General features: G+C 39.6%; 23 protein-coding genes. 1 reads left to right on the top strand and 22 read right to left on the bottom strand.

The features are described 5' to 3' along the window. Positions 1-372: 372 nt before the first annotated feature. The 18 genes from glyA to ACIP9W_RS06755 all read right to left on the bottom strand — a co-directional run bounded on the left by glyA (position 373) and on the right by ACIP9W_RS06755 (position 16,694). Entirely contained in the window at positions 373-1,608 is a 1,236-nt protein-coding gene (glyA, locus tag ACIP9W_RS06840; RefSeq protein ID WP_400787515.1) for a serine hydroxymethyltransferase, read from the bottom strand. Positions 1,609-1,629: 21 nt separating this feature from the next. Next, positions 1,630-2,175: a TIGR01440 family protein gene (locus tag ACIP9W_RS06835; RefSeq protein WP_400787513.1), complete on the bottom strand. Its 546-nt coding sequence runs from the start codon at positions 2,173-2,175 to the stop codon at positions 1,630-1,632. A gap of 19 nt (positions 2,176-2,194) precedes the next feature. After that, entirely contained in the window at positions 2,195-2,632 is a 438-nt protein-coding gene (gene rpiB, locus ACIP9W_RS06830) for a ribose 5-phosphate isomerase B (RefSeq protein ID WP_282242976.1), read from the bottom strand. A 97-nt stretch (positions 2,633-2,729) separates the two neighbouring features. Continuing rightward, positions 2,730-4,037, bottom strand: coding sequence for a methyl-accepting chemotaxis protein (locus ACIP9W_RS06825; protein WP_400787510.1), 1,308 nt, complete (start codon positions 4,035-4,037; stop codon positions 2,730-2,732). A 1-nt stretch (position 4,038) separates the two neighbouring features. Then, complete coding sequence (locus tag ACIP9W_RS06820) at positions 4,039-4,479, bottom strand: low molecular weight protein arginine phosphatase (protein WP_400787507.1); 441 nt, start codon at positions 4,477-4,479, stop codon at positions 4,039-4,041. A gap of 58 nt (positions 4,480-4,537) precedes the next feature. Further along, a complete protein-coding gene (locus tag ACIP9W_RS06815) occupies positions 4,538-5,041 on the bottom strand; it encodes a manganese efflux pump (RefSeq protein ID WP_400787504.1) in 504 nt (167 codons plus the stop codon). Positions 5,042-5,707: 666 nt separating this feature from the next. Continuing rightward, positions 5,708-6,736, bottom strand: coding sequence for an L-threonylcarbamoyladenylate synthase (locus tag ACIP9W_RS06810; RefSeq protein WP_400787501.1), 1,029 nt, complete (start codon positions 6,734-6,736; stop codon positions 5,708-5,710). Positions 6,737-6,804: 68 nt separating this feature from the next. Then, positions 6,805-7,338, bottom strand: coding sequence for a stage II sporulation protein R (locus ACIP9W_RS06805; RefSeq protein ID WP_400787498.1), 534 nt, complete (start codon positions 7,336-7,338; stop codon positions 6,805-6,807). A 45-nt stretch (positions 7,339-7,383) separates the two neighbouring features. Then, positions 7,384-8,241 (bottom strand): peptide chain release factor N(5)-glutamine methyltransferase, encoded by an 858-nt coding sequence (prmC, locus tag ACIP9W_RS06800; protein WP_400787495.1) that lies wholly within the window; start codon positions 8,239-8,241, stop codon positions 7,384-7,386. After that, the gene (gene prfA / locus ACIP9W_RS06795; protein ID WP_400787493.1) at positions 8,234-9,313 is read right to left on the bottom strand and encodes a peptide chain release factor 1; all 1,080 of its coding nucleotides are present in this window, start codon (positions 9,311-9,313) and stop codon (positions 8,234-8,236) included. Before prfA ends, prmC begins: the two co-directional genes overlap by 8 nt. A 130-nt stretch (positions 9,314-9,443) precedes the next feature. Next, entirely contained in the window at positions 9,444-10,040 is a 597-nt protein-coding gene (locus ACIP9W_RS06790) for a thymidine kinase (protein ID WP_400787491.1), read from the bottom strand. 302 nt (positions 10,041-10,342) lie between these two features. After that, a complete protein-coding gene (gene rpmE, locus ACIP9W_RS06785) occupies positions 10,343-10,552 on the bottom strand; it encodes a 50S ribosomal protein L31 (protein ID WP_142537942.1) in 210 nt (69 codons plus the stop codon). Positions 10,553-10,712: 160 nt separating this feature from the next. Next, positions 10,713-11,996, bottom strand: coding sequence for a transcription termination factor Rho (rho, locus tag ACIP9W_RS06780; protein ID WP_400787489.1), 1,284 nt, complete (start codon positions 11,994-11,996; stop codon positions 10,713-10,715). A gap of 264 nt (positions 11,997-12,260) precedes the next feature. Then, a complete protein-coding gene (gene glpX / locus ACIP9W_RS06775; RefSeq protein ID WP_142537944.1) occupies positions 12,261-13,223 on the bottom strand; it encodes a class II fructose-bisphosphatase in 963 nt (320 codons plus the stop codon). 118 nt (positions 13,224-13,341) lie between these two features. Beyond that, positions 13,342-14,619: a UDP-N-acetylglucosamine 1-carboxyvinyltransferase gene (locus ACIP9W_RS06770; protein WP_400787486.1), complete on the bottom strand. Its 1,278-nt coding sequence runs from the start codon at positions 14,617-14,619 to the stop codon at positions 13,342-13,344. A gap of 19 nt (positions 14,620-14,638) precedes the next feature. Beyond that, positions 14,639-15,286, bottom strand: a complete 648-nt coding sequence (gene fsa / locus ACIP9W_RS06765; protein ID WP_282242988.1) for a fructose-6-phosphate aldolase — start codon at positions 15,284-15,286, stop codon at positions 14,639-14,641. Positions 15,287-15,372: 86 nt separating this feature from the next. Then, positions 15,373-16,230 carry a class II fructose-bisphosphate aldolase gene (locus ACIP9W_RS06760; RefSeq protein WP_400787484.1) on the bottom strand — a complete coding sequence of 286 codons (858 nt, stop codon included), beginning with the start codon at positions 16,228-16,230 and terminating at the stop codon, positions 15,373-15,375. Positions 16,231-16,337: 107 nt separating this feature from the next. Further along, on the bottom strand, positions 16,338-16,694 hold the full coding sequence (locus tag ACIP9W_RS06755; RefSeq protein WP_400787482.1) for a response regulator: 357 nt from the start codon (positions 16,692-16,694) through the stop codon (positions 16,338-16,340). A 164-nt stretch (positions 16,695-16,858) separates the two neighbouring features. Between ACIP9W_RS06755 and ACIP9W_RS06750 the strand changes: the two genes are divergently transcribed. Then, complete coding sequence (locus ACIP9W_RS06750; RefSeq protein ID WP_400787479.1) at positions 16,859-17,374, top strand: DUF2529 family protein; 516 nt, start codon at positions 16,859-16,861, stop codon at positions 17,372-17,374. A gap of 959 nt (positions 17,375-18,333) precedes the next feature. On the opposite strand, the gene ACIP9W_RS06745 is transcribed toward ACIP9W_RS06750, so the two are convergent. From ACIP9W_RS06745 to ACIP9W_RS06730, 4 genes are all read right to left on the bottom strand, one after another. After that, entirely contained in the window at positions 18,334-19,929 is a 1,596-nt protein-coding gene (locus ACIP9W_RS06745; RefSeq protein ID WP_400787478.1) for a CTP synthase, read from the bottom strand. A 153-nt stretch (positions 19,930-20,082) separates the two neighbouring features. Further along, a complete protein-coding gene (rpoE, locus tag ACIP9W_RS06740) occupies positions 20,083-20,622 on the bottom strand; it encodes a DNA-directed RNA polymerase subunit delta (RefSeq protein ID WP_400787477.1) in 540 nt (179 codons plus the stop codon). A gap of 314 nt (positions 20,623-20,936) precedes the next feature. Next, positions 20,937-24,194, bottom strand: a complete 3,258-nt coding sequence (gene icmF, locus ACIP9W_RS06735) for a fused isobutyryl-CoA mutase/GTPase IcmF (RefSeq protein WP_400787476.1) — start codon at positions 24,192-24,194, stop codon at positions 20,937-20,939. 27 nt (positions 24,195-24,221) lie between these two features. Further along, positions 24,222-24,839: a TetR/AcrR family transcriptional regulator gene (locus ACIP9W_RS06730; protein WP_400787475.1), complete on the bottom strand. Its 618-nt coding sequence runs from the start codon at positions 24,837-24,839 to the stop codon at positions 24,222-24,224. Position 24,840 lies beyond the last annotated feature (1 nt).

Here is a 24,840-nt window from a genome sequence, read left to right as displayed (position 1 = left end):
ATTAGTTTGTAAAAAAGTATTTCTTGACCGTGGTTCCAAAATATAGCTCGATTAAATGGCCTCTATGATTTCTCCTCTAGCGTCGGAAAGTTACTCGCTAAATTAGTATCTTCGCCTCTGTAAATCTTACTATTTATGTAGCTTCTCCAAAATGGTCTTATTCCATCCAAAATACGGCTAGAGATTTGGAGTTGCAGGGTGCCGGAATGGATCTGCTTGTCCGGTTTGTCGTGTTTACAGTGAAGTTTGTCCCGTTAAACCACTTATTGGCAAAAATTGAGCGGAACCCATGTCTCCTGAAAGCGCATGTACCATAAAAAAAGTAAGCTACCTTTCTATGAAAAAAAAGTAGCTTACTTTCAATTTATTGTATTAATTGTACAATGGATATTTATTTGTTAGAGCTGCAACGCGGTCTTTTGCCTCTTGGATTACTTCTGCGTCTTCGTGGTTTTTCAGTAGTTTTGCAATGATTGCTGCAATTTCCTTCATTTCCTCTTCTTTGAATCCACGAGAAGTTACCGCTGGTGTTCCAAGACGAACGCCAGAAGTGATGAATGGACTTTGTGTTTCATAAGGAATTGTATTTTTGTTAACCGTAATTCCAACTTCGTCCAGAACGTGTTCAGCTACTTTACCTGTAAGATCAAGTGCAGAAACGTCTACTAGCATTACGTGATTGTCTGTACCACCAGATACGATACGAAGACCTTCTGCTACTAAACTATCTGCTAGTGTTTTAGCGTTTGCGATCACTTGTGCTTGGTATTCTTTGAATGCAGGTTGTTGTGCTTCTCCAAATGCAACTGCTTTTGCTGCGATCACATGCATTAGTGGACCACCTTGAATTCCAGGGAAAATTGTTTTATCAATTTTCTTGGCGAATTCTTCAGTTGTTAAGATTAATCCTCCGCGTGGTCCACGTAATGTTTTATGTGTTGTTGATGTTACAAAATGAGCATGTGGAACTGGGTTTGGATGAAGACCTGCAGCAACTAGCCCTGCAATATGAGCCATATCTACAAATAGGTATGCGCCGATTTCATCTGCAATTTCACGGAACTTAGCGAAGTCTATTGTACGTGAGTATGCGCTAGCTCCTGCAACGATCATTTTTGGTTTGTGCTCTAATGCAATTGCTCGAACTTCTTCGTAATCGATTAGTTCTGTCTCTTTACTTACACCGTACTCGATGAAGTTATATTGAATTCCACTAAAGTTTACAGGGGAACCGTGTGTTAAATGCCCACCATGTGATAAATTCATTCCTAAAATTGTGTCACCTGGTTGCAAAGCTGTCATGTAAACCGCCATATTCGCTTGTGAACCTGAATGGGGTTGTACGTTGGCATGCTCTGCTCCGAAAATTTCTTTCAAACGATCACGAGCAATATTTTCTACTACGTCCACATGTTCACAGCCACCATAGTAGCGTTTACCTGGGTAGCCTTCTGCATATTTATTAGTCAAAACTGAACCTTGTGCTTCCATAACTGCTTCGGATACAAAGTTTTCAGATGCGATTAACTCGATATTGGATTGTTGACGTTTTTTCTCCGCAAGCATCGCTTCGTATACCGCTGGATCTTGTGCTAAAATTTTCTGCATTTCTCATTTCCTCCTCTAATATCAACCGTAAAATGCACGTTCTCCACCAATTAGTTTCGGACGTGTGTTTGCAATCGTCACGATTGCTCCCCCAATTTGTTTTGTGGACACGCGAATTGGAACAGCTACAGGTTGCAGTTGCATACCAATAAGGGTTTGTCCTATATCAATGCCGGCACGCGCCTTTACATGCTCGACTACGACTGGGTCTTGGAATTGTGTGTACGCATAAGCAGACATGGAGCCGCCTGCACGAACAACTGGAATAACAGAAACTTCCGGTAATCTATAAAGCCTTTGCGTTTTTCTTTCCAGTGTTATAGCGCGATTGATATGCTCGCAGCCTTGAAAAGCTAAATGCACACTGTTACGCTTCGCAAATGCTTCCAATGGTCCATATAAGATTTCCGCTACTTCTAAACCACCGGCAGTTCCTATTTTTTGCCCTATAATTTCTGAGGTTGAACAGCCGACAACAAAAAGATCATCTTCGTGAAAGTCAATTTGCTGCTCTACTTCCAGCAGAAGCTGTTCTATTTGCTCTTTCCACAAATCTTTTGCTTCCATCTGAAAATCCCCTTCTTCCTCAGTTTTCTAAAGCTGTTATTTTTTCTACACGGCGCGTATGGCGTCCGCCTTCGAAATCTTGTGCAAGCCAAGTTGCAACGATTTCTCTTGCAAGTCCTGGACCAATTACTCGTTCTCCCATTGCAAGTACGTTTGAGTCATTATGGCATCTTGTTGCCTTTGCCGAAAATACATCATGCACTAACGCACATCTAATACCTTTTACTTTGTTTGCCGCAATTGACATACCAATGCCTGTACCGCAAATTAAAATACCACGATCAAATTCCCCACTTACTACACCTTCTGTTACCGGTATTGCATAGTCAGGATAGTCAACAGAATCATCACTCATTGGACCAAAATCTTCATAAGAAAGTCCGAGCTCTTCTAGTTGTTGTATAATTTCCTTGCGAAGATTATTTCCACCATGATCAGAAGAAATTGCAATTTTCAATTTGTTCCCTCTTTTCTGTTTTAGTACTCCACTTCATCATACCATTTATCTGCAAAAAAAAATACAATTCACGCTAAGTGAATTGTATTTAAAGTATCTATTTTGACGAATTTCTGTCAAATTGCGAAATTACCTTGAATAATTCTTCAGATTGTTGCTTTAATCCGAACGATAAGCGATCAATTTGTTCGATTGATCGTGCTTGTTCATCTGTTGCACTTCTTACTTCTTCTGCTCCTGCAGACGTTTCTTCAGCAATCGCTGCTACTTCTTGGGACTGACGGGCAGTATTTTCGATATTCGTTAATTGTTTTTCTACCAATGAAGAAATTTCGGCAACGGATTGCGCCATATGATGGATTTTATCCGACATTCCTTCTACAGCCTCATTCGTTTCAGAAACACGTTTCGCTTCTCCCACTGCAAAGTTTACTTGATTGGTCATTTGATGAACAACCGTTTGGACATCAGTTTGAATGGCGTTGATTAAGGAAGAAATCCCTTGAACAGCTTTCCCGCTTTCATCTGCTAGTTTACGAACTTCCTCTGCCACGACCGCAAAACCTTTTCCATGTTCTCCAGCACGCGCAGCTTCGATTGATGCATTTAATGCAAGTAAATTCGTTTGAGCCGCTATATCACCTACTAGTTGAATAATATTTTCCACTTTTCCGGCGTTTACTTCGAGCTGCTTTACATTGACTAAAGCCGCTTCGCTACCAGTAGCAACTTGTTGGATACCATTTACAAGCGATTGAATGACTTCGGTTGTTTGCGACAAGCCTTGAATCATTTCTTTAGACTGTACGTTGGACTTTTCTGCACGCATATTTACTTCAGAGGCTAGTACTCGAACGTCTTCCACAGACTCTACCGTTTCTTGTACAGCGACAGCCGAATGCTCCGCCCCTTCGGAAATTTGTGCAATCGTTTGCGCAATCGCTTCTGCCTGATCAGCGGCTACAGAAGATTGCTGTGATAATTGTTGCACCGAATTATTCGTTTTCTCAAAATTATCTTCAATGCTCTGAACCATATCTCTTAAATTGACAAGCATTGATTGAAAAGCGATTGAAACAGATTGGATTTCATCTTTCGATTTTGGTACTTCCACGTCTACACCGATTTTACCTTCTGACGCAAGTGTTGCTACCTTTTCCAAATGAAATAAAGGTTTAATAATTAGTCCACTGAAAAAATAAGCAAGTATACCGGACCAAATTATTCCTAATGCATACATAGCAATCTCAAACGCAAGCGAATTTGTCGCATTTTCAAAAAGTAACGGCTGTACAAAATTGATGAATAATGCACTCGTTGTGTATGTAACCAACGCTAGAACTGTAACAAATAAAACAATTTTCTTTTGAATTCCAAATGAGTAACGCTTTTTTTCGGTTGTCATCCTAATCCCCCTGGAGTTTTTTCACTAGTCCGTCTGTAAGTGTGTTTAGTTCTTGGAATGTGTACTCATATGTACGTAAATCGCCTCCATAAGGATCGGACACATCTTGTGCATTTTCAGGTGTCACAAACTCCTTGTACATATACACTTTGGAAATAGCCTGTGGAAATGAATAAATAATCGCTTGCTTATGTGATGCAGTCATTGTTAGAATGAGATCCGCCCAATCCATTAATGCTTCGTTCATCGCAGCGGACTCATGGGTAAAAGGTATATTCTCTTTTTCTAAGACTTTTTGCCCATTAAGAGACATTTCTCCCCCATCCATCGCATAAATACCTGCGGAACGGACCTGGATATTCTCTATATCTCTAGCCTTTAAGATCGCTTCTGCCATTGGACTTCGACATGTATTACCTGTACAAACAAACAAAATATTCATCGTAACATTTCCCCATCTCTAGTATATAATAATTAGCCTCAAATATTGTTGTAAATTGTTAAATATTTCGTAAAATTATAACCCCTAATATTAAAATCCCGACTCCCGCCAACTTCATTATAAGTCCTCTATTCAGAAAAGCATGCTTGAAAATTACTTTTTGGGCAATAAATACAGCCAAATAAGAAAATATGCCCGAACTTAAAATGAATAGAAACTTTTCTACTTTAAGCATACCAAATGAAATACTTACTGAAAAGGTATCAATGCTTGCAACAACCGCTAGTAAATAAGGTGATAGCAGCGGCACTTGTTTAGGAGACCTTGCTAAAATCATCTGTAAACCAACAAGTATTAGTAAAAATGAAGATAAGTACGGACTTGCAAATTTCAAATAATTTTGCACTACTGCTCCCGCATAGTAACCAATTAACGGAAAAAGCATATGTAAAGATGCGACCCACGCTGCCAGTGTAAATATTTGCTTCCGATATAGCACGAGTGAAAACAAAATCAGGACATCTACTGACATTAATCCACCCGCGACAATTTCACGCCACAAAAAAATCTCCCCCGTCCTTTTGCATAATTAAATGTATGCAAAAGGATGGAAGAGAATACACCTAGATCATAAAAGCAAAGGGCGTACTTTAAATTTTAAAACTGTTTCTATTGGTTTCGAAGGACTCTGGACAGACATGTTGCTATATCATTACCGAATGATTTCTGGAGAGGCAATCTTATGGCAGACGTCTGTCCTTCTCCCTTTTGAAGACATAAAAAAACAGTTTAAACCTTTTTGGATAATAAGTGAAAAGCTGCTTTCCAATACATATGTTTAAGGGAAGACAGTCTAAGTACGCGACATCGTGTCGCAATGACTGTCTGACCCGCATCGTGCGGACCTCCGAAGATGCAATTTCGGGAGCTCTCGCGCTTTCTATCATGCGTTCCTTACTTACTTTTGAAAAGTGAAATGCTAACAATCTGTTGACACTATATTAGAATTGGATAATTCCTTCTAATTGAAAAGGCCGAAATACAATAGAGAAGTACAGAGCAGCCAAAATTGTATCTTTGGCTGCTTTTCTCTCGATAGGAAAGTGATTATTCTTTCGTTCCCAAAAGCTTTCACATCAAGGATTCTCGATAATCGTATAGAACTCGTTCAGTTCAAAGCTCTCCAAAAGCACCTATACATAAAGTATCCTAAATGGCATTAAAGTAGTTAACTCTCAAACCAATTCCCATTAGCTGCTTTTTCCAGTCTATTCATAATAGCTGTTCCCACACCCTGTTTCACAAATATTGGGACTAATATAATATGTGCGTCTGTTTCATCACAATTTCTTAGCGCTTCGTATAGCAAGTGAGCAGCATCTTCTAGTTGGTGTTCTTGTCCTAATGAAAAATAATAGTCCGCTTTTGTGAAAGTGAACTGTTCGGTTGCAATTAACGCTACTTTTTTTTCATCCTTATGTATTTGTTCAATCGCCTGTTGTACTGTTGAAATGGATGCTTCTATTAAATAGACAGGAGCATCCGGCGAATAGTGTGCATACTTCATCCCTGGTGCACGAGGTGCTTCTGCTTCGTCTGTAAGTTTTGACTCATTTACCGGGCCTATTACTTTTTCTAGCATTTCTTTCGTTACTCCGCCTGGGCGTAAGATTGTTGGTACTTCCGTTGTAAAATCTAAAACCGTTGACTCTAATCCAATTCCAGTTGCTCCGCCATCTAATATAAGTGGAATTTTCCCGTTAAGGTCATGATATACATGTGCAGCTTTCGTAGGGCTAGGTTTTCCGCTTTTATTTGCACTTGGAGCAGCGACAGGTTGTTTTAAACGTCTAAGTAATTCTAGCGCTACAGGATGATCCGGCATGCGAACACCAACTGTATTTAATCCAGCTGTCACATTTTTAGCAAGCGAATCAGTTTTAATAGGTAATACTAGCGTAAGTGGTCCTGGCCAAAATGCATCCATACATATATTGGCTAGATTCGGAACATTTTGTGTAAATGTGGATAGTTCTTCTTTTGAACCAATATGAACAATAAGTGGATTATCCTGCGGTCTACCCTTTGCTTCGAAAATTTTAGACACCGCATTTTCACTCGTGGCAATAGCACCTAAGCCATAAACAGTTTCAGTTGGAAACGCCACTGTTTCTCCCGCACTTAACAAATCCACAGCTTGTGTATAACTAAGATCTCTTGTTAAAAAGTTATCCACACTCATTATTTCAGTTTTCATGTCGTATTTTCTCCTTTCCCTCTACTTTGTCCACAATTTGTTGATAACTTTCTGAATTTTGTGGGTAATTATGTGGAAAACTTCTTTTTTAACCATTCCCATACCCAAAATTTCGGCTTTTCTTCTTTTTCTACTTCTTCTTTATAACAAACCTTAGGAAATAGCGAGCACCACCAGTTATCTCCACGTGCATTTCCAATAGATATTACGATTGATTCGACATTCGTTTGGGAAGTAATTCCTTCATTCCAAACTTTAGGTGGAAATAGAGCTATACCTGTGGATAGATGAATCTCTTCATTTAACTTTTCTGACAACTTATCCACAGCTTGTTCTAATTCGCTATATGCTTGTTGCTGATCTAGATTATATTTCAGTAAGATCGGTTCAATTGTTTTTTTGACTTCTTCTTTTATTTGTTGGTCTTGGACGGTATTACTATTGGCAATTAAACGAAAGCGTAATCCTTCTGCCTCTTCTCCTTGTTGGAAAAGAAAAAATAAACAAAACTGAATAAGTAGCAACATCCATATAAAGAAAATAACTGCATCTATTTGCCCGCCAATTCGCGGTGCTTTTTTTATCTCGTAATCTGGTAACATGTAACATTCCTCCCTTAGGAATATTGTTACCAATAGATTCATAACTTATACATCGATTGTGCAAAAAACAAATCTATTTTTTTGATTAATATCTTTTACAATTTCTACAGTTGCAGTTGGAAAAGCTGTTTGTAGCATACTTTGTACAGCAGGTCCTTGGGCATAACCTATCTCAAAACCTATGAAACTAGGAATTTTCATCATTTGTGGGAGTTGCTCCGCCATTTTTCGGTATAATTGCAAGCCGTTTTCTTCCGCAAATAAAGCAAGATGTGGCTCATAATCTAGCACTGTATCAGACATCTCCACCGCTTCTTCATTTCCTATATAAGGTGGATTCGATAAGATGATATCCCATTTTTCATTTGCAATTGGGGCAAGTAAATCCCCTTGTTTGAATGCTATTTCCACATCTAGCCTCTGTGCATTTTGTTTAGCTACTTCTAGTGCATCCGCTGAAATATCCGTTGCTGTAACGCTTGCAGTTGGCATTTCTTTTTTTATCGTAATGGCAATTGCGCCGCTGCCAGTCCCAATATCTGCGATTTTCGGTGCCATTTGTGCGCCGAATAGTTTTTTCGTTCGATTTTTTACTTCTATTATTAACTCTTCTGTTTCAGGTCGAGGTATTAAGACATGTTCATTCACTAAAAAGCTTCGGTCATAAAATGTTTCTTGCCCAATAATATATTGGAATGGTCGACCCGTTTTATGTTCCTCCACATATGACCAAAAGGTTTGAAAATCTTCTGTGGATATGTCTTCATATAAGTCTTGCATTAGTTGTGAATAACTTTTTCCTAAGACATGCTGCAGCAGAAAACGTGCGACTCCTTTTTCCCGATTATTCTCCTCTAAAAAAGAAGAAGCCCGGGTAAGGGCCTCATAATTTGTTTTACACATTCGTATCATTCATTCTTTCTAATTTTTCTGCTTGATCTTCCACGATTAACGCATTAACGATCTCGTCCAGCTTACCCTCTAAAATTTGGTCAAGCTTTTGAATCGTTAATCCAATACGGTGATCCGTCACTCGGTTTTGTGGATAATTGTATGTGCGAATTCGTTCGGAGCGGTCCCCGGTACCTACTGCAGATTTTCGAACCGCATCATATTCCGCTTGCGCTTCTTGTAAGAATTTATCTGCAACACGAGCACGAAGTATTTTCATCGCTTTTTCTCTGTTTTTGATTTGTGATTTTTCATCTTGCATCGACACAGTAATACCAGTTGGTAAATGGGTCATACGCACAGCAGACATCGTTGTATTAACCGATTGTCCCCCTGCACCAGAAGATGCGAAAGTATCAACTCGAATATCTTTTTCATGAATTTCTACATCTACTTCCTCTACTTCTGGAAGTACCGCAACTGTTGCTGTTGATGTATGAATACGACCACCAGACTCTGTTTCTGGGACACGTTGTACTCGGTGCGCCCCGTTTTCATATTTCATCTTCGAATAGGCATTGTTTCCGTTGATCATGAAAATAATCTCTTTATAACCACCAAGTCCTGTAGGGGAAGAATCCATTACATCGATTTTCCAATTTTGAGTTTCCGCATAACGACTATACATGCGGAATAGATTACCCGCAAATAGTGCTGCCTCGTCTCCACCTGCAGCTCCTCGAATTTCCATAATAACGTTTTTATCGTCATTTGGATCTTTCGGGATCAATAAAACACGAAGTCGCTCTTCTAATTCCACGATTTGTGACTCCAGCTCATTCACTTCTTCTTTTACCATTTCTTTCATGTCTGCATCTAGCTTATCTTCTAGCATAAGCTTCGCATCTTGAAGCTGACTTTTTACTTCTTTGTATTCGCGATATACATCTACTGTATCTTGTAAATCGGATTGTTCCTTCGAATATTGTCTCAATTTTTTCGTATCATTTACGACATCCGGGTCGCTGAGTAATTCATTTAATTTATCATAACGATCTTCCACCGACTGTAATCGATCAAACATCGACCTCACCTCGTTCGTTTAAGTCTATATCATTCCTATTATAAAGAAAAATCATGGCTTCCGCTACTTTTTCTATCTTAGGCAACTTAACTGCAAGAAAAAAGAGCAGCTTTAGCCACTCTTCGTAATATTATTTCTGTAAAGTTGTTGTTCCAACAGGTACTTCATGGTGGTGGCGGCATCTAGGTTCGTACGCTTCCGATGCTCCAACTAAAATGATCGGATCATCTGCACCGGCAGGTTGTCCATTAATTAGCCTTTGAGTTCTACTTGCTTCAGATCCACAAACTGCGCAAACAGCATGGAGTTTCGTTACGTCCTCCGCCATACATAAAATAGCAGCCATAGGTCCGAATGGCTTGCCACGGAAGTCTTGGTCCAGTCCCGCTACAATTACACGATAACCGTGATCTGCAAGTTTTGTGACAACATCCACTATTCCTTCGTCGAAAAATTGCGTTTCATCTACTGCTATTACATCGATTTCATCTGAAATATGTTCCCATATTTCCTCGGATTGTTGAATCGGAATCGCGATTGTAGATGTTCCATCATGGCTCACGACTGCCTCTTCACTATACCTATTATCAATCATCGGCTTAAACACGGCAATTTTCTGTTTTGCAAATTGCACACGTCTAATACGACGAATTAGCTCTTCTGATTTACCAGAGAACATACTTCCACATATAACTTCTATCCAGCCCATTTGGGATGTAATAAACATTTAAATACTCCCTTTCAAACAGTCTTTACTCATCATACCGAAAAACAAATTAAAAATCTTGTCTTTTATTTATCATAAAAATGTGCTTTAGAAAAATTGGTTTCCAAGCACTTCCACTTTATCATTAATAGTTTATGATTTTTTCACTATCTATTTATAACATACACAGCTGTACTTCTTCATTTAAAGAAATATTTTCACTTTTTACTTCAGCGTTATTCTAGCGAATAGCTATACGAGAATATGTATCACACAAATAAAAATACCTGTAAAGCACCATGTGCCTTACAGGTATTTTGTTATTAGTTTTCTTCTTTAATACCGTATTTTTTGTTGAAGCGATCAACACGGCCATCCGCAGCTGCGAATTTTTGACGTCCAGTATAGAATGGGTGACATTCGTTACAGAACTCGACTTTAATGTCTGATTTAACAGAACCTGTTGTAAATGTGTTACCACATGAACATGTTACTGTTGCTTCTTTGTAATCGGGATGAATTCCTGCTTTCATCTCTATCTCTCCTCTCGCCCTGAACCATCTGGAACAGAGTTGGTTATGAAAACTGATACCTTACACGATCCGATTGATGTCAACCGCATATGTAGCAGAAATGTATGATGTTACGTTAAATATAGTATCATCTTTAACATTCACTTGCAACTATTTTATTTTATAGCGTTACTTTCCCACTTCGATGTGCTTTCATTTCTTCTGCTAGTTGCTCGAAAAATGCTTCGTTTGTTTTTGTTTGGCGAAGTTTTTTCAAGAAACGCTCTGCAAAATCAGATGAGTCGGAGAATGTTTTGCGGATTGCCCACAATTTATCAAGCTGCTCTTTAGGGATGAGTAGCTCTTCTTTTCTAGTTCCAGATCTGCGAATATCGATGGCTGGGAAAATTCTACGTTCTGCGAGGCTTCTATCTAAGTGAAGTTCTAAGTTACCTGTTCCTTTAAATTCCTCATAGATTACTTCATCCATGCGGGAACCTGTATCTACTAAAGCTGTAGCAAGGATTGTTAAGCTACCGCCTTCTTCAATATTACGCGCCGCTCCGAAAAATCGTTTCGGACGATGGAAAGCAGCAGGGTCAATACCACCAGATAATGTACGTCCACTTGGTGGAATTACTAAGTTGTACGCACGAGCAAGACGTGTAATAGAATCCATTAAAATGATTACGTCACGCTTATGTTCGACCATACGCATTGCTCTTTCTAAAACTAATTCCGCCACTTTCACATGATTTTCTGGTACTTCATCAAATGTGGAGCTCACGACATCAGCTTTTACAGAACGCTCGATATCAGTTACTTCCTCAGGACGTTCATCTATTAACAGAACAATAAGTTCTGCGTTTGGATGATTAGTTGTAATAGCATTTGCGATTTCTTTTATCAATAATGTTTTCCCTGCTTTTGGAGGAGCAACGATTAATCCGCGTTGACCGTATCCAACCGGTGCTACTAAATCCATTATGCGAGTAGATAGCTTTTCCGGAACAGTTTCTAATTTAATATGACGATCTGGGTATAGTGGTGTAAGTCCGGGGAAATGTACACGTTCTTTCGCGATTTCCGGATCTTCTCCGTTTACTAGTTCTACATGTAGAAGACCGTAGTAGCGCTCACTTTCCTTTGGAGGACGCACTTTTCCTGTAACTTTATCTCCGTTACGCAGATCAAACCTTCTAATTTGAGAAGCAGAAATATATATATCCTCAGAACTTGGAGAATAGTTAATCGGACGTAAGAATCCGAAACCTTCCTGCTGAATAATTTCTAATACACCTTCCATAAAGAAGAAGCCTTCTTGTTCGGCACGTGATTTTAATATAGCAAAAATAAGTTCTTTTTTTGTAAGTTTACTATAAGCAGCCACTTTGTATTTACGCGCAAGAGCATATAGCTCTTTAAGCGTCATGTTTTCTAATTCATTAATTGTCGTTTGTGTCATCGGCAACGCACCACTCTTTATTATATTTTGTTGTGAAGACTTTTTTCGGATTTAATAGGAATGAAGTTTACCCCGGTTTAACATGCTGTATTTCCTCCTCAACTTTTGCGAGAGAAAAATAGAGGGAGAAACAGCCTGTAAATCCCCGATTGGTTTAACTAACCATCAAGTAGGGGTGAAGAAAAACCCCCACTAATGGAAGTTTCACTTTATTATGAGGATACCCGGTACATAATGACCGGGTATACTTAAGAGAAGTTTCACTTATAGAACTAAATTCGGTTTTTTGTTCAAGCTATGGCGTCCTTCTACAAAACGAATCGTACCTGATTTTGCACGCATAACGATTGAGTGTGTAGAACCAAAAGCACCTTTAAATTGTACACCACGAAGAAGTTCTCCATCGGTTACCCCAGTTGCTGCAAAAATTGCATCGTCGCCTTTTACTAAGTCTTCCATACGTAAAACCTTGTCTACATCAAGACCCATTTTGATACAACGAGCTAGCTCTGCTTCATCCTGTGGTACAAGTTTCCCTTGAATTTCTCCGCCTAAACATTTTAATCCAACTGCTGAGATTACTCCTTCTGGAGCTCCCCCCATGCCAAATAAAATATCTACACCAGTGTTATCAAATGCTGTATTAATTGCTCCTGCTACATCCCCGTCATTGATTAACTTGATGCGAGCACCAGCAGCTCTAATTTCATCGATAATCTTTTGGTGACGTGGACGACCTAAAATCGTTGCCACAACATCTTGAATATCTTTGTTTTTTGCACGTGCTACTGCTCTTAGGTTATCAATTACAGGTGCGTTTATATCTACTTGCCCTACTGCTTCAGGACCTACAGCTAGTTTGTCCATATACATATCTGGAGCATGAAGCAGATTTCCGCGATCAGCAATAGCAAGTACTGCTAATGCATTCCAGCCACCTGAAGCTACGATATTCGTACCTTCTAAAGGGTCTACAGCTACGTCTACTTGAGGTCCTCCAGTTCCATGTCCGAGCTTTTCTCCGATATATAACATCGGTGCTTCGTCCATTTCCCCTTCCCCAATTACAACGACACCTTCCATTGGGATTGTGTCAAAAACTGTACGCATTGCTGTAGTTGCTGCATCATCTGCTTCATTTTTTAATCCGCGTCCCATCCAACGAGCTGATGCGATTGCTGCTGCTTCTGTTACTCGGACTAATTCCATTGATAAACTACGTTCCATCTAATTATATGCCTCCCGTTTTACGGTAAATAAAATCCGGTCTATGTTTCTTCCTGCTTTATTGTAGCATATTTTATAAGAAAAACGGAAGCACCTATGTCATGCCAAGGAAGCAGACCTACTCGTTGTTGACTTCTACTTCCTTTACAGTTACACGGCGAATGTCTGCTCCGAGTCCTTGAAGTCTTTCAATAATTGAGCTGTACCCTCGTTCAATATGAAAAATATCTTGAATTTCGGTTTCTCCTTCTGCTAGCAAACCGGCAATAACGAGTGCCGCTCCAGCACGCAAATCACTAGCTCGAACCGTTGCCGCTTCTAGCTTCGCTGGTCCCGTAATGATGGCTGTTCTACCATCGACACGACCATTAGCATTCATGCGTCGAAGTTCATCGATTTGTTTAAATCTGGCAGAATATATGCTATCCGTAATAACCGATGTGCCAGTTGCTTGTGTCATTAACACCGAGAATGGTTGTTGTAAATCGGTTGGAAAGCCTGGATATACAAGCGTCTTCACATCTACCGCATGCAAACGGGTTGTTTTTGGAATGAATATCTTTTCTTCATATTCTTCTACTTTTACGCCCATTTCCCGCAGTTTCGCAGTTAATGCTTCTACATGGAATGGGATGACATTATCGATGGTGACACCATCTCCTGCAACCGCTGCCATAATCATAAATGTCCCTGCTTCGATGCGATCTGGAATAATTGTATGCTTTGTACCATGCAGCTCTTTTACACCATCAATACGAATGACATTCGTTCCGGCACCTTTTATGTTTGCTCCCATATTGGAAAGAAGCGTTGCAACATCAATGATTTCCGGTTCTTTCGCAGCGTTTTCAATGATAGTTCTTCCTTTTGCAAGTACTGCGGCAAGCATAATATTAATCGTCGCTCCAACACTTACGACGTCTAAATAAATTTTGGATCCTACTAACCCATCTGTACGCAAATAAATTGCGCCATGCTCATTGGATACAGTAGCTCCTAAAGCTTCAAAACCTTTAATATGCTGATCAATCGGACGTGGGCCGAGGTGGCATCCACCCGGCAATCCGATTGCTGCTTTGTTAAATTTCCCAAGTAAGACACCCATTAAATAGTAGGAGGCGCGTAACTTTTTAATATTGCCATTTGGAAGCGGCAAATCCACTACTTTTGTTGGATCGATCGTCATCGTTCCGTTCTCAAAAGTAACATCTGCTCCTAGTTCCTCTAAAATTTCTTTTAGCGTCCACACGTCTAATATTTCTGGTAAGCCTTCTATTGTAACAGGTGAATTTGCAAGTAGCGAAGCTGGAACTAATGCAACCGCACTATTTTTCGCTCCATTTACTTTAATCGTACCTTTTAGGCGTTTTGCACCTTTTATCTTATAAACTTCCATACGTTTCTCCTTCGACTTGTTACTCGCTTTTACGATTGTTCCAATCCGCTAGAAACCCTTCAATCCCTTTGTCTGTTAAAGGATGGTTAAATAATTGCTTTAATACTTTAAATGGAGTTGTTGAAATATGCGCGCCATTTAACGCAGCATCTGTAATGTGCTGTGGATGTCTAATAGAAGCCGCAATGATTTCTGTATCGATTTGATGCATTTCGAAGATCTGTGCAATTTTAGCGATCAACTCCATACCATCATGCCCAATATCATCTAAACGGCCTAAAAATGGAGATACATATGTGGCACCAGCGCGAGCTGCAAGCAATGCTTGGTTTGCACTGAAAATCAGCGTTACGTTTGTTTTAATATTTTCTTTTGTGAATACGGCACAAGCTTTTAAACCTTCTGGCGTCATTGGTAGCTTCACTGTAATGTTTGGCGCAATTGCAGCAAGCTCTCTACCTTCTTTAATCATTCCTTCTGCATCTAGTGCAATTACTTCAGCACTGACTGAGCCATCCACAAGCGCTGTAATTTCACGAAGTCTATCATGAAAAGAAATGTTCTCTTTTGCAACTAGCGATGGGTTCGTTGTAACACCAGATAAAATCCCCCATGCGTGTGCTTCTTTTATTTCTTCAAAATTTGCTGTATCGATAAAAAATTTCATTGTAGTATTTCCTCCTCATGATGGACAAATAGGAGAAGGTCCTTTGGATGAACACTTCTCCCTTATAGTAGTTTGTGTTGACTCGTTTACGCTTTGTTTGAGCTTCCAAATTCGCGCATTTTGCCGATTACAGTTGTTTTAATCGCATCGCGTGCTGGAGTCAAGTATTTACGTGGGTCATATTGCGCTTCATTTTCCGCTAAGTATGTGCGAATCGCTTTTGTAGCAGCAATTTGGTTTTCCGTGTTCACATTAATTTTCGCTGTTCCAAGAGAAATAGCACGTGTAATGTCATGTGTTGGGATTCCAGTTCCACCGTGTAATACTAATGGAAGGTCCGCAAGCTGAGAGATTTCTTCCATTTCCTTGAACCCTAAATTTGGTTCTCCTTTGTATGGTCCGTGAACAGAGCCTAACGCTGGAGCTAAACAATCAATTGCAGTACGTTTAACTAGTTCTGCACATTCTGCTGGGTCTGCATAAATAACACCATCAGCTACTACATCGTCTTCTTGACCTCCAACTGTGCCAAGCTCTGCTTCTACAGAAACGTTGTGTGCATGTGCATAATCTACCACTTTCGATGTAATTTCTACGTTTTCTTCAAAAGGATGATGAGATGCATCTATCATAACGGATGTAAATCCTGCGTCAATTGCCGCTTTACATTTTTCAAAACTAGAACCATGGTCTAAGTGAATAGCTACTGGTACTGTTGTTTGGTAGTCTTCCATTAATCCCTTTACCATATGCACTACTGTAGTAAAGCCACCCATATATTTTGCCGCACCTTCGGAAACGCCTAAAATAACTGGAGACTTTTCTTCTTCAGCAGCTTGTAATATAGCTTGTGTAAATTCTAAATTGTTAATATTGAATTGTCCTACTGCATAGCCTTCTTTTTTCCCTTTTTCAAGCATTTCTTTCATTGATACTAAAGCCATTTAAATGGGCCTCCTCTATTCACTATTTCATAATGTGTTTTTACCCTATATCCTTTTCATCATATCAAAAAAAGGCGATGCTTTCCACTGCCTGCTAGGAAAGCTCCTTAATTCAATAAATTAGTTACAGCATCGCGCACTTCAAATATATCAAAGGGCTTTGTGAAGTAGAGAGATGCTCCTAAATCCATCGCTTCTTGAATTAAGTTCAATTCCCCATAAGCAGTCATCATCATTACAGGTAGATCGGGCCATTTATCCTTCAGTTTTTTTAAGATTTGAATACCATCCATCCCGGGAATCTTCATATCTAATAGTACACCGTCAATTTGCCCTAAATTTGCAATTTCTAATGCTTCAAAACCATTTGCTGCTAAACTTACTTCGTATTTTACTTGTGAAAAAACTTCTTTTAAGAGCATTCGTATTCCGAGCTGATCGTCTACAATTAAAATGTGTTTCATGATGAACAAACCCCTTTTTTGAATTTCCCACTTTTATACTACTATTCGATACATAGCTTCCTATTCCTCCTTTTTTCCTAATTATTTTTCAAACTTTCATTTGATAGGCATAAAGGCGACCTTTTTTTGACTTTCCGATATAATGACAAAGAGGTGAATAAAGAATGAAAATGTTAACAACACAACTCACTGGTCTTTTTCAGCGTATAGCAACTTCGGAGGAAGAGAACATAGAAGAAACTGCTCGACTATTGGCACAAGCAGCTGCAAGAGAAGGTAATATCTATTTTGCAACATTTGGAGAAATGGCAAGTATTGCTGTAAATGCCCAATTTGCTGCAGAGCCTTTTCCAAGTATGAAAACTTGGACACCAACCGTTCAGCTTACAAGCGCAGATCGCGTTTGGATTATCGCTCGCTCTTCTGAAAATGAGGAAGTAATGGAGCTTGCCGAACGTTTAAGCGAGGAATTTATCCCATTTAGCGTACTTGCTGCAGAGCCTGCAAGCGAAGAAAATAAGCTAGCCGATCTTGCCTATACATATATTTCTTTGAAGTTAACGAAAGGTTTGCTACCTGCAGAAGATGGGTCCCGTATGGTTTTGCCATATGCATTGGCGGCAATGTTTGTGTACGAAGCTGTGAAGATGAAGCTAGATGAAATGCTATTAGGTGAATAGTGATGGAGAGTGCCCAAAGACATTTCTTTGGGCATTTTTTTGGCTTGGTTGCTTTTGTTAGGGAAATGGTTGCTTTCGCCTACTATTTGGTTGCCCTCTCACTGAGTTGGTTGCTTTGGCCACGGATTTGGTTGCTTTCCCACGCTATTTGGTTGCCCTTTGCCATTTACCTCCATTTGAAAACTGTCTCAATCGAAGTCGACTTATTATTATGAGATTTAGTTGCTCTCACGGTCAAATTGATTGCTTTCGCCCACTATTTGGTTGCTCTCGTGCTGAGTTGGTTGCTTTAACCGCGAATTTGGTTGCTTCCCTTCGCATTTGGTTGCCCTTTGCCATTTACCTCCATTTGAAAACTATTTCAATAGAAGTCGTCTTATTATTATGAGATTTGGTTGCTCTCACGCTTTAATTGATTGCTCTCGCCTATCATTTGGTTGCTCTAATGCTGAATTGGTTGTTTTGACCGCGGATTTGGTTGCTTTCCCACGCTATTTGGTTGCCCTTTGCCATTTACCTCCATTTGAAAACTGTCTCAATCGAAGTCGACTTTTTATTATGAGATTTAGTTGCTCTCACGGTCAAATTAGTTGCTTTCGCCTACTATTTGGTTGCTCTCGTGCTGAGTTGGTTGCCTAGAGCGCAGATTTGGTTGCTTTCCCAACTATTTGGTTGCCCTTTGCCATTTACCTCCATTTGAAAACTGTCTCAATCGAAGTCGACTTATTATTATGAGATTTAGTTGCTCTCACGGTCAAATTAGTTGCTTTCGCCTACTATTTGGTTGCTCTCGTGCTGAGTTGGTTGCCTAAAGCGCAGATTTGGTTGCTTTCCCACGCTATTCTGTTGCCCTTAGCCATTCTTCTCCAATCCACTGCTCCAATTGGTTTCTTATTGCCAATCATCCCTTTATGCACACTAAAAAAGCAGCTCGACTATGTCGAACTGCTTGTTTTATATTATTCACCTACTGATGCTTTGATGAATTCTCGGAATAGTGGTTGTGGACGTCGTGGACGAGACACAAATTCCGGATGGAACTGAGAAGCTACGAAGAATGGGTGCTCTGGAAGCTCGATGATTTCGATTAGACGACCATCTGGGCTTGTACCAGAGAATACAAATCCTGCTGCTTCAAATTGTTCACGGTATTCGTTGTTGAATTCATAACGGTGACGGTGGCGCTCATATACAAGTCCTTCTCCGTAAGCTTCGAAAGCTTTAGATCCAGGAGTTAGTTTACATGGATATAATCCAAGACGCAGTGTACCGCCTAAGTCTTCTACATCTTTTTGTTCTGGCAATAAGTCAATGATTGGATGTGCTGTAGTTGGATCCAGCTCTGAAGAATGTGCACCTTGAAGCTCTAAAATAGAACGTGCAAATTCCACTGTTGCCAATTGCATTCCTAAACAAATACCTAGGAAAGGCACATTGTTTTCACGAGCGTATTTAGTTGCAGAGATTTTCCCTTCTACACCGCGGTCTCCGAATCCACCTGGAACAAGGATGCCGTCTACATCTGAAAGAGCTTCTGCTACATTTGCATCGTTCACTTCTTCTGCGTTCACCCATTTTACTTCGACATCTGCATCGAATTGGTATCCTGCATGTTTCATTGCTTCTACAACAGAGATGTAAGCATCTTGAAGTTCAACATATTTACCAACTAGACCAATACGTACTTTTTTCGATAAAGATTTTACTTGATCTACTAATGCTCTCCAGTCCGTCATATCTGCTTCTTTTGTAGTTAGTTGGAAGTGATCTACAACGATTTGATCTAAATGCTGCGCTTGAAGATTTAATGGGATTTCATATAATGAATCCGCATCGATACATTCAATTACTTCTTCAGGTTTGATATCACAGAAAAGACCGATTTTGTCTTTCATGTCTTGAGGAACTGGTGCTTCTGAACGAAGAACAATTACGTTTGGTTGAATACCAAGGCTACGCAGTTCTTTTACACTATGTTGTGTTGGTTTTGTTTTCATCTCACCAGCAGCTTTTATAAACGGAACTAATGTACAGTGAATGTACATCACATTATTGCTTCCTACATCACGTTTCATTTGACGAATCGTTTCTAGGAATGGAAGAGATTCGATGTCTCCAACCGTTCCACCGATTTCAGTGATAACGATATCTGCTTGTGTTTCTTTTGCAGCTAAGAATAGACGTTGTTTAATCTCATTTGTAATATGTGGGATTACTTGTACAGTTGCACCGTTATAATCACCACGACGTTCTTTTCTTAAAACGGAAGAATACACTTTCCCTGTTGTAATATTGGAATACTTATTCAAATTAATATCCATAAAACGCTCGTAATGACCTAAGTCTAGATCCGTTTCTGCACCATCATCTGTAACGAAAACTTCCCCGTGCTGATATGGACTCATTGTCCCTGGGTCCAAGTTAATATATGGATCAAACTTTTGAACTGTTACATTTAATCCTCTATTTTTCAATAAACGACCTAGTGATGCTGCAGTGATTCCTTTACCTAATGAAGATACAACCCCACCAGTAACAAAAATAAATTTAGTCAAAATGTGTTCCTCCTAGAATGTTAATTAGTTCTACAATAACAAAAAAGCGCCCCGCCTGCTAATTTGGCAGGGGAGCGCTATATGCACATGAGTAACGTCTCTTTAAAAAGAGCCCAATAGAATCTTATAGCGATTCTAAGAAGATGTCAAGAATTATTCTTCTTCCTCTTCTTCTTCATCTAATTCTTCGTCATCGATAATGTCGAAGTCTTCTTCATCCTCATCGATTAGATCCTCTTCGATTTCTTCATCGATATCTTCTTCAAAGTCAACTACGACATCGTCTTCTTCATCTTCTTCTTCGTCTTCAATAAACTCATCGAATTCTTCCTCGAATACGATTTCATCTTCATCTAAATCTTCTAAATCATCATCATCCACTGCTTTTGCTTTCTTTTTACGTACTTTAACAGTAGGAGCAGTTTCTTCTTCAATTTGTTCCACTGGGTACCATTCTCTTAGTCCCCATTGGTTTTCAGCAATTGCTAAAAAGCGACCGTCGATATTCATATCTGTATAGAATTGTGGTTTACGAGCAGCCATTTCTTCATCCGTGAATCCATTTAATTTTTGTATTTCATCAAATAGATCTGTTAGTGTTAATGCATTTTTCTTATCTTCTAAAATCGCAAATCCTAAATCTATTAGCGATTCTTCTTGTAGTTGTGCTGTTGTCATTTCACGAAAATTCAAATCGTGCACGTCCTTTCTATGTCCGTTTGCATACTTTCCATTATATACAAACCATTATGTTATATGCTACCGTCATTTATTCTTTTTGAAAAGAGAAAACTTTTCTCCTGCCAATAAAAATAAATAAAAAGAGAGCAAGAGTAATGGAATAGAAGCCAGTCTTCTATTATACAAAAAAATAGTAAGTAGTAGGAGTATAATAATTAGCATTATTTGAATTGGTTTTTTCACGCTTATTCTCCTCTACTACATAATCTACCTTACTTCATTATACAAAAAAGTGTCCCGATAATACATCGAGACACTAATTCTTTTTACATATTTCTTCGGTACTGTCCGCCTACTTCATAAAGTGCGTTGGTGATTTGTCCTAAGCTTGCTTTTTGGACTGTGTGCATCAGCTCTTCGAAGATATTGCCACCAGATACTGCTACTTGCTTCAGCTTGGCAAGTGCAACGCTTGCTTCTTCTGCATGCTTTGTTTGGAATTCTCGAAGATTGGTTATTTGTGATTCTTTTTCTTCTGTTGTTGCACGGGCAATTTCCATATTATCGATATCCTCCGCACTTGCTGGATTAGGATTTAAGTACGTGTTAACTCCAATAATAGGTAATTCGCCTGTATGTTTTTTCATCTCGTAGTACATTGATTCTTCTTGGATTTTCCCTCGTTGATATTGCGTTTCCATTGCACCAAGTACTCCGCCGCGATCGTTAATACGGTCAAACTCTGCAAGAACGGCTTCTTCCACTATGTCTGTTAGTTCTTCGATAATGAAAGCACCTTGCAGTGGATTTTCGTTTTTCGATAGACCATGTTCTTTTGTAATAATCATTTGAATAGCCATTGCACGTCGAACCGATTCCTCTGTTGGTGTGGTAATCGCCTCATCATACGCATTTGTATGAAGTGAATTACAGTTGTCTTGCAATGCCATTAATGCTTGAAGTGTCGTGCGAATATCATTAAAGTCGATTTCTTGCGCATGTAAGCTTCGACCGGAAGTTTGCACATGATATTTTAGTTTTTGACTTCGTTCATTTGCACCGTATTTGTCTCGCATTACCACTGCCCATATACGACGAGCAACCCGGCCAATTACCGTATACTCAGGATCTAGGCCATTTGAGAAAAAGAATGATAGGTTTGGTGCAAAATCATCTATATGCATACCACGACTTAAATAGTATTCCACGTACGTGAAACCATTAGAAAGCGTGAATGCCAGCTGTGAAATCGGATTGGCACCAGCTTCTGCAATATGATATCCGGAAATCGATACGGAATAATAATTTCGAACCTTTTGGTTGATAAAATATTGTTGAATATCACCCATCATACGAAGGGCAAATTCTGTTGAGAATATGCAGGTATTTTGTCCTTGGTCTTCTTTTAAAATATCTGCTTGCACCGTTCCACGAACGACTTGCAATGTATTTGTTTTTACTTCTGTGAATTCCTCCAAAGTCAAAGTGCGCCCAAGTTCTGCTTCTCGAATCTTCACTTGCTGATCGATTGCTGTATTCATGAACATCGCTAAAATGATTGGTGCTGGCCCATTAATCGTCATCGATACCGATGTCGAGGGTGCACATAAATCAAAGCCATCATATAGCTGTTTCATATCATCTAGCGTACAAACGCTTACGCCTGATTCTCCCACTTTCCCGAAGATATCTGGACGGTGATCCGGATCTTCTCCGTACAAAGTTACAGAGTCAAATGCAGTAGACAATCGTTTAGCATCATCATCTTTTGATAAATAGTGGAAACGACGATTCGTACGTACTGGTGTACCTTCTCCTGCAAATTGACGTTTCGGGTCTTCTCCTTCTCGTTTGAAAGGGAAAACTCCTGCTGTATATGGGAACGATCCCGGTACATTTTCTTTATACACCCATCTTAAAATTTCCCCGTAATCGGCGAATTTCGGAAGGACTACTTTTGGTATTTTAAGCCCCGATAGGCTTTCGGTACGAAGGATAGTTCGAATCTCCTTATCGCGAACTTTGGTGATAAATTCATCTCCAGCATAAGCTACTTTTAAAGCAGACCATTTTTCTAATATACGTTTAGATTCTGCCGTTAATTCGTCACGTACACCTGAAGCAAGTGATTCTAGGGAACTTACTAGCGCGTCATCTGCTGCTTTTTCTTTTACCGCTTCAAGGGCACCTTCTAATTGGAATAGTCTTCGTGCAAAAGCTACTTGTTCTTCAGATTTTTTATGGTACCCACGAACTGCATCGGTAATTTCACGAAGATAGTAGCGACGTTCGTTTGGAATGATAACGTTTTGTTTTTGTGTTTTCACAAACTGTTCGTAGGATGTCTCCCAGTCTGTACCTGCTTTATCATTTAATACCCCGATTAATGCTGCAAATAATGAATTCGTTCCTTTATCATTAAATTGGCTCGCTATCGTCCCGTAAACTGGCATTGTATCTAAATCGTCATGCCATAATTCACGGCTTCGTTGATATTGCTTTTGCACTTGGCGAAGCGCATCTTCTGAGCCTTTTCGTTCAAATTTATTGATGACGATTAAGTCTGCATAGTCAATCATGTCGATTTTTTCCAGTTGAGACGGTGCACCGAACTCGCTTGTCATTACATACATCGAAACATCTGATACATTGGCAATTTCAGCGTCCCCTTGTCCAATACCACTCGTTTCTACAATGATCAGATCGAATCCTGCTGCTTTTACGACATCCAGCACATCCGATATTGCACCGGATAATTCTGTACGAGATCCACGTGTTGCAAGACTTCGCATAAATACTCGTTTATTGAAGATGGCGTTCATGCGAATACGGTCACCAAGTAACGCGCCACCAGTTTTTTGCTTCGTTGGGTCAATAGAAAGAACTGCAATTTTTTTGTTTGGCAAGTCATGAAGGAAACGGCGAATTAATTCGTCGGTTAATGAACTTTTCCCTGCTCCCCCTGTTCCTGTAATACCAAGCACTGGTGTACCTTTTGTAATACTTTTTGCATGTTCAATCATCGCTTTTGCTTCGACATCTCCCGTTTGATGTGCTTCTTCCGCAACGGTGATTAAGTGCGCAAGCAATTCTGGTTTCTCCGTAGATACGGATTCCACTTCTAGGCTGGCACCTTTCGATTTAGTAGGTACATCACATGCTTCCAGTATTTTATTGATCATTCCTTGGAGACCCAGTTTTCGACCATCTTCTGGTGAGAAAATACCGGATATTCCGTATTCTTGCAGCTCTTTTATTTCTTTTGGAATGATTACTCCGCCGCCTCCACCAAATATTTGAATATGAGGTGCACCACGTTCTACGAGTAAGTCCTTCATATATTTAAAATACTCTACATGTCCTCCTTGGTAGGAAGATATCGCAATTCCTTGAACGTCTTCTTGAATCGCAGCATTCACGACTTCTTCTACGGAACGATTATGGCCTAAGTGAATGACTTCTGCCCCGCTACCTTGTAAAATACGACGCATTATATTAATCGATGCGTCATGCCCGTCAAAAAGACTCGATGCTGTGACAAAACGAATATGATTTTTTGGACGATATACTTCTACAGAAGACATGTTGCTCCCCCTTTGTTTAGTAACCATTTACTGTCCCATCCCCTTCAGTACATACTGTATTTGTAATTCAGTAAATTGTTCGAGCGAATATTCTTTGCCGAGCGCCCATCTTCTAAATGCCCACATTTGCCCTTGAACGACAAGTGTATGAGCATACAGATTGATTTGTGTATCTGTTAGCTCAAGTTCCCCAGCTTGTTGACAGCCAATCAGAATACTACGAAAAATTTCAACCATTTCCAACTCTTTGGAAAGTACGTATTGCAATGCACTTTTAGGTAAGGATTTTGTTTCTTGATACATCACGACGAATTCATCCTGCATATCGTCAATGACCTCGTAATATTGACGTATCGCATTTTTAAGCCCGTGCGTCGTGCCGTTTTGCAGTGGAATTTGCGATAGTTTGTTATGCACTTCATTGTAAATACTGTCGCAAACTAAATAGAGCAAATCTTCCTTTGTCCGAATGTACTCATATAGCGTTCCGATACTAAAGCCGGATTCTTTTGCAATTTCTCTTGTTGTCGTTCGGTGAAAGCCTTTTTGTTTGAATAGCGTCACACCAGCACGGATCATTTGATGGCGTCTTTTTTCGATGAGACTTTCATCTTTTATAGATGTCAGTACTTCATGCTTTTCCATA

It is taken from the genome of Psychrobacillus sp. NPDC093180 (assembly GCF_044754065.1).
GTDB lineage: Bacteria > Bacillota > Bacilli > Bacillales_A > Planococcaceae > Psychrobacillus.
The sequence above is the reverse complement of the archived record's forward strand: the minus strand, read 5'-3'. Positions and strand labels throughout refer to the sequence as shown.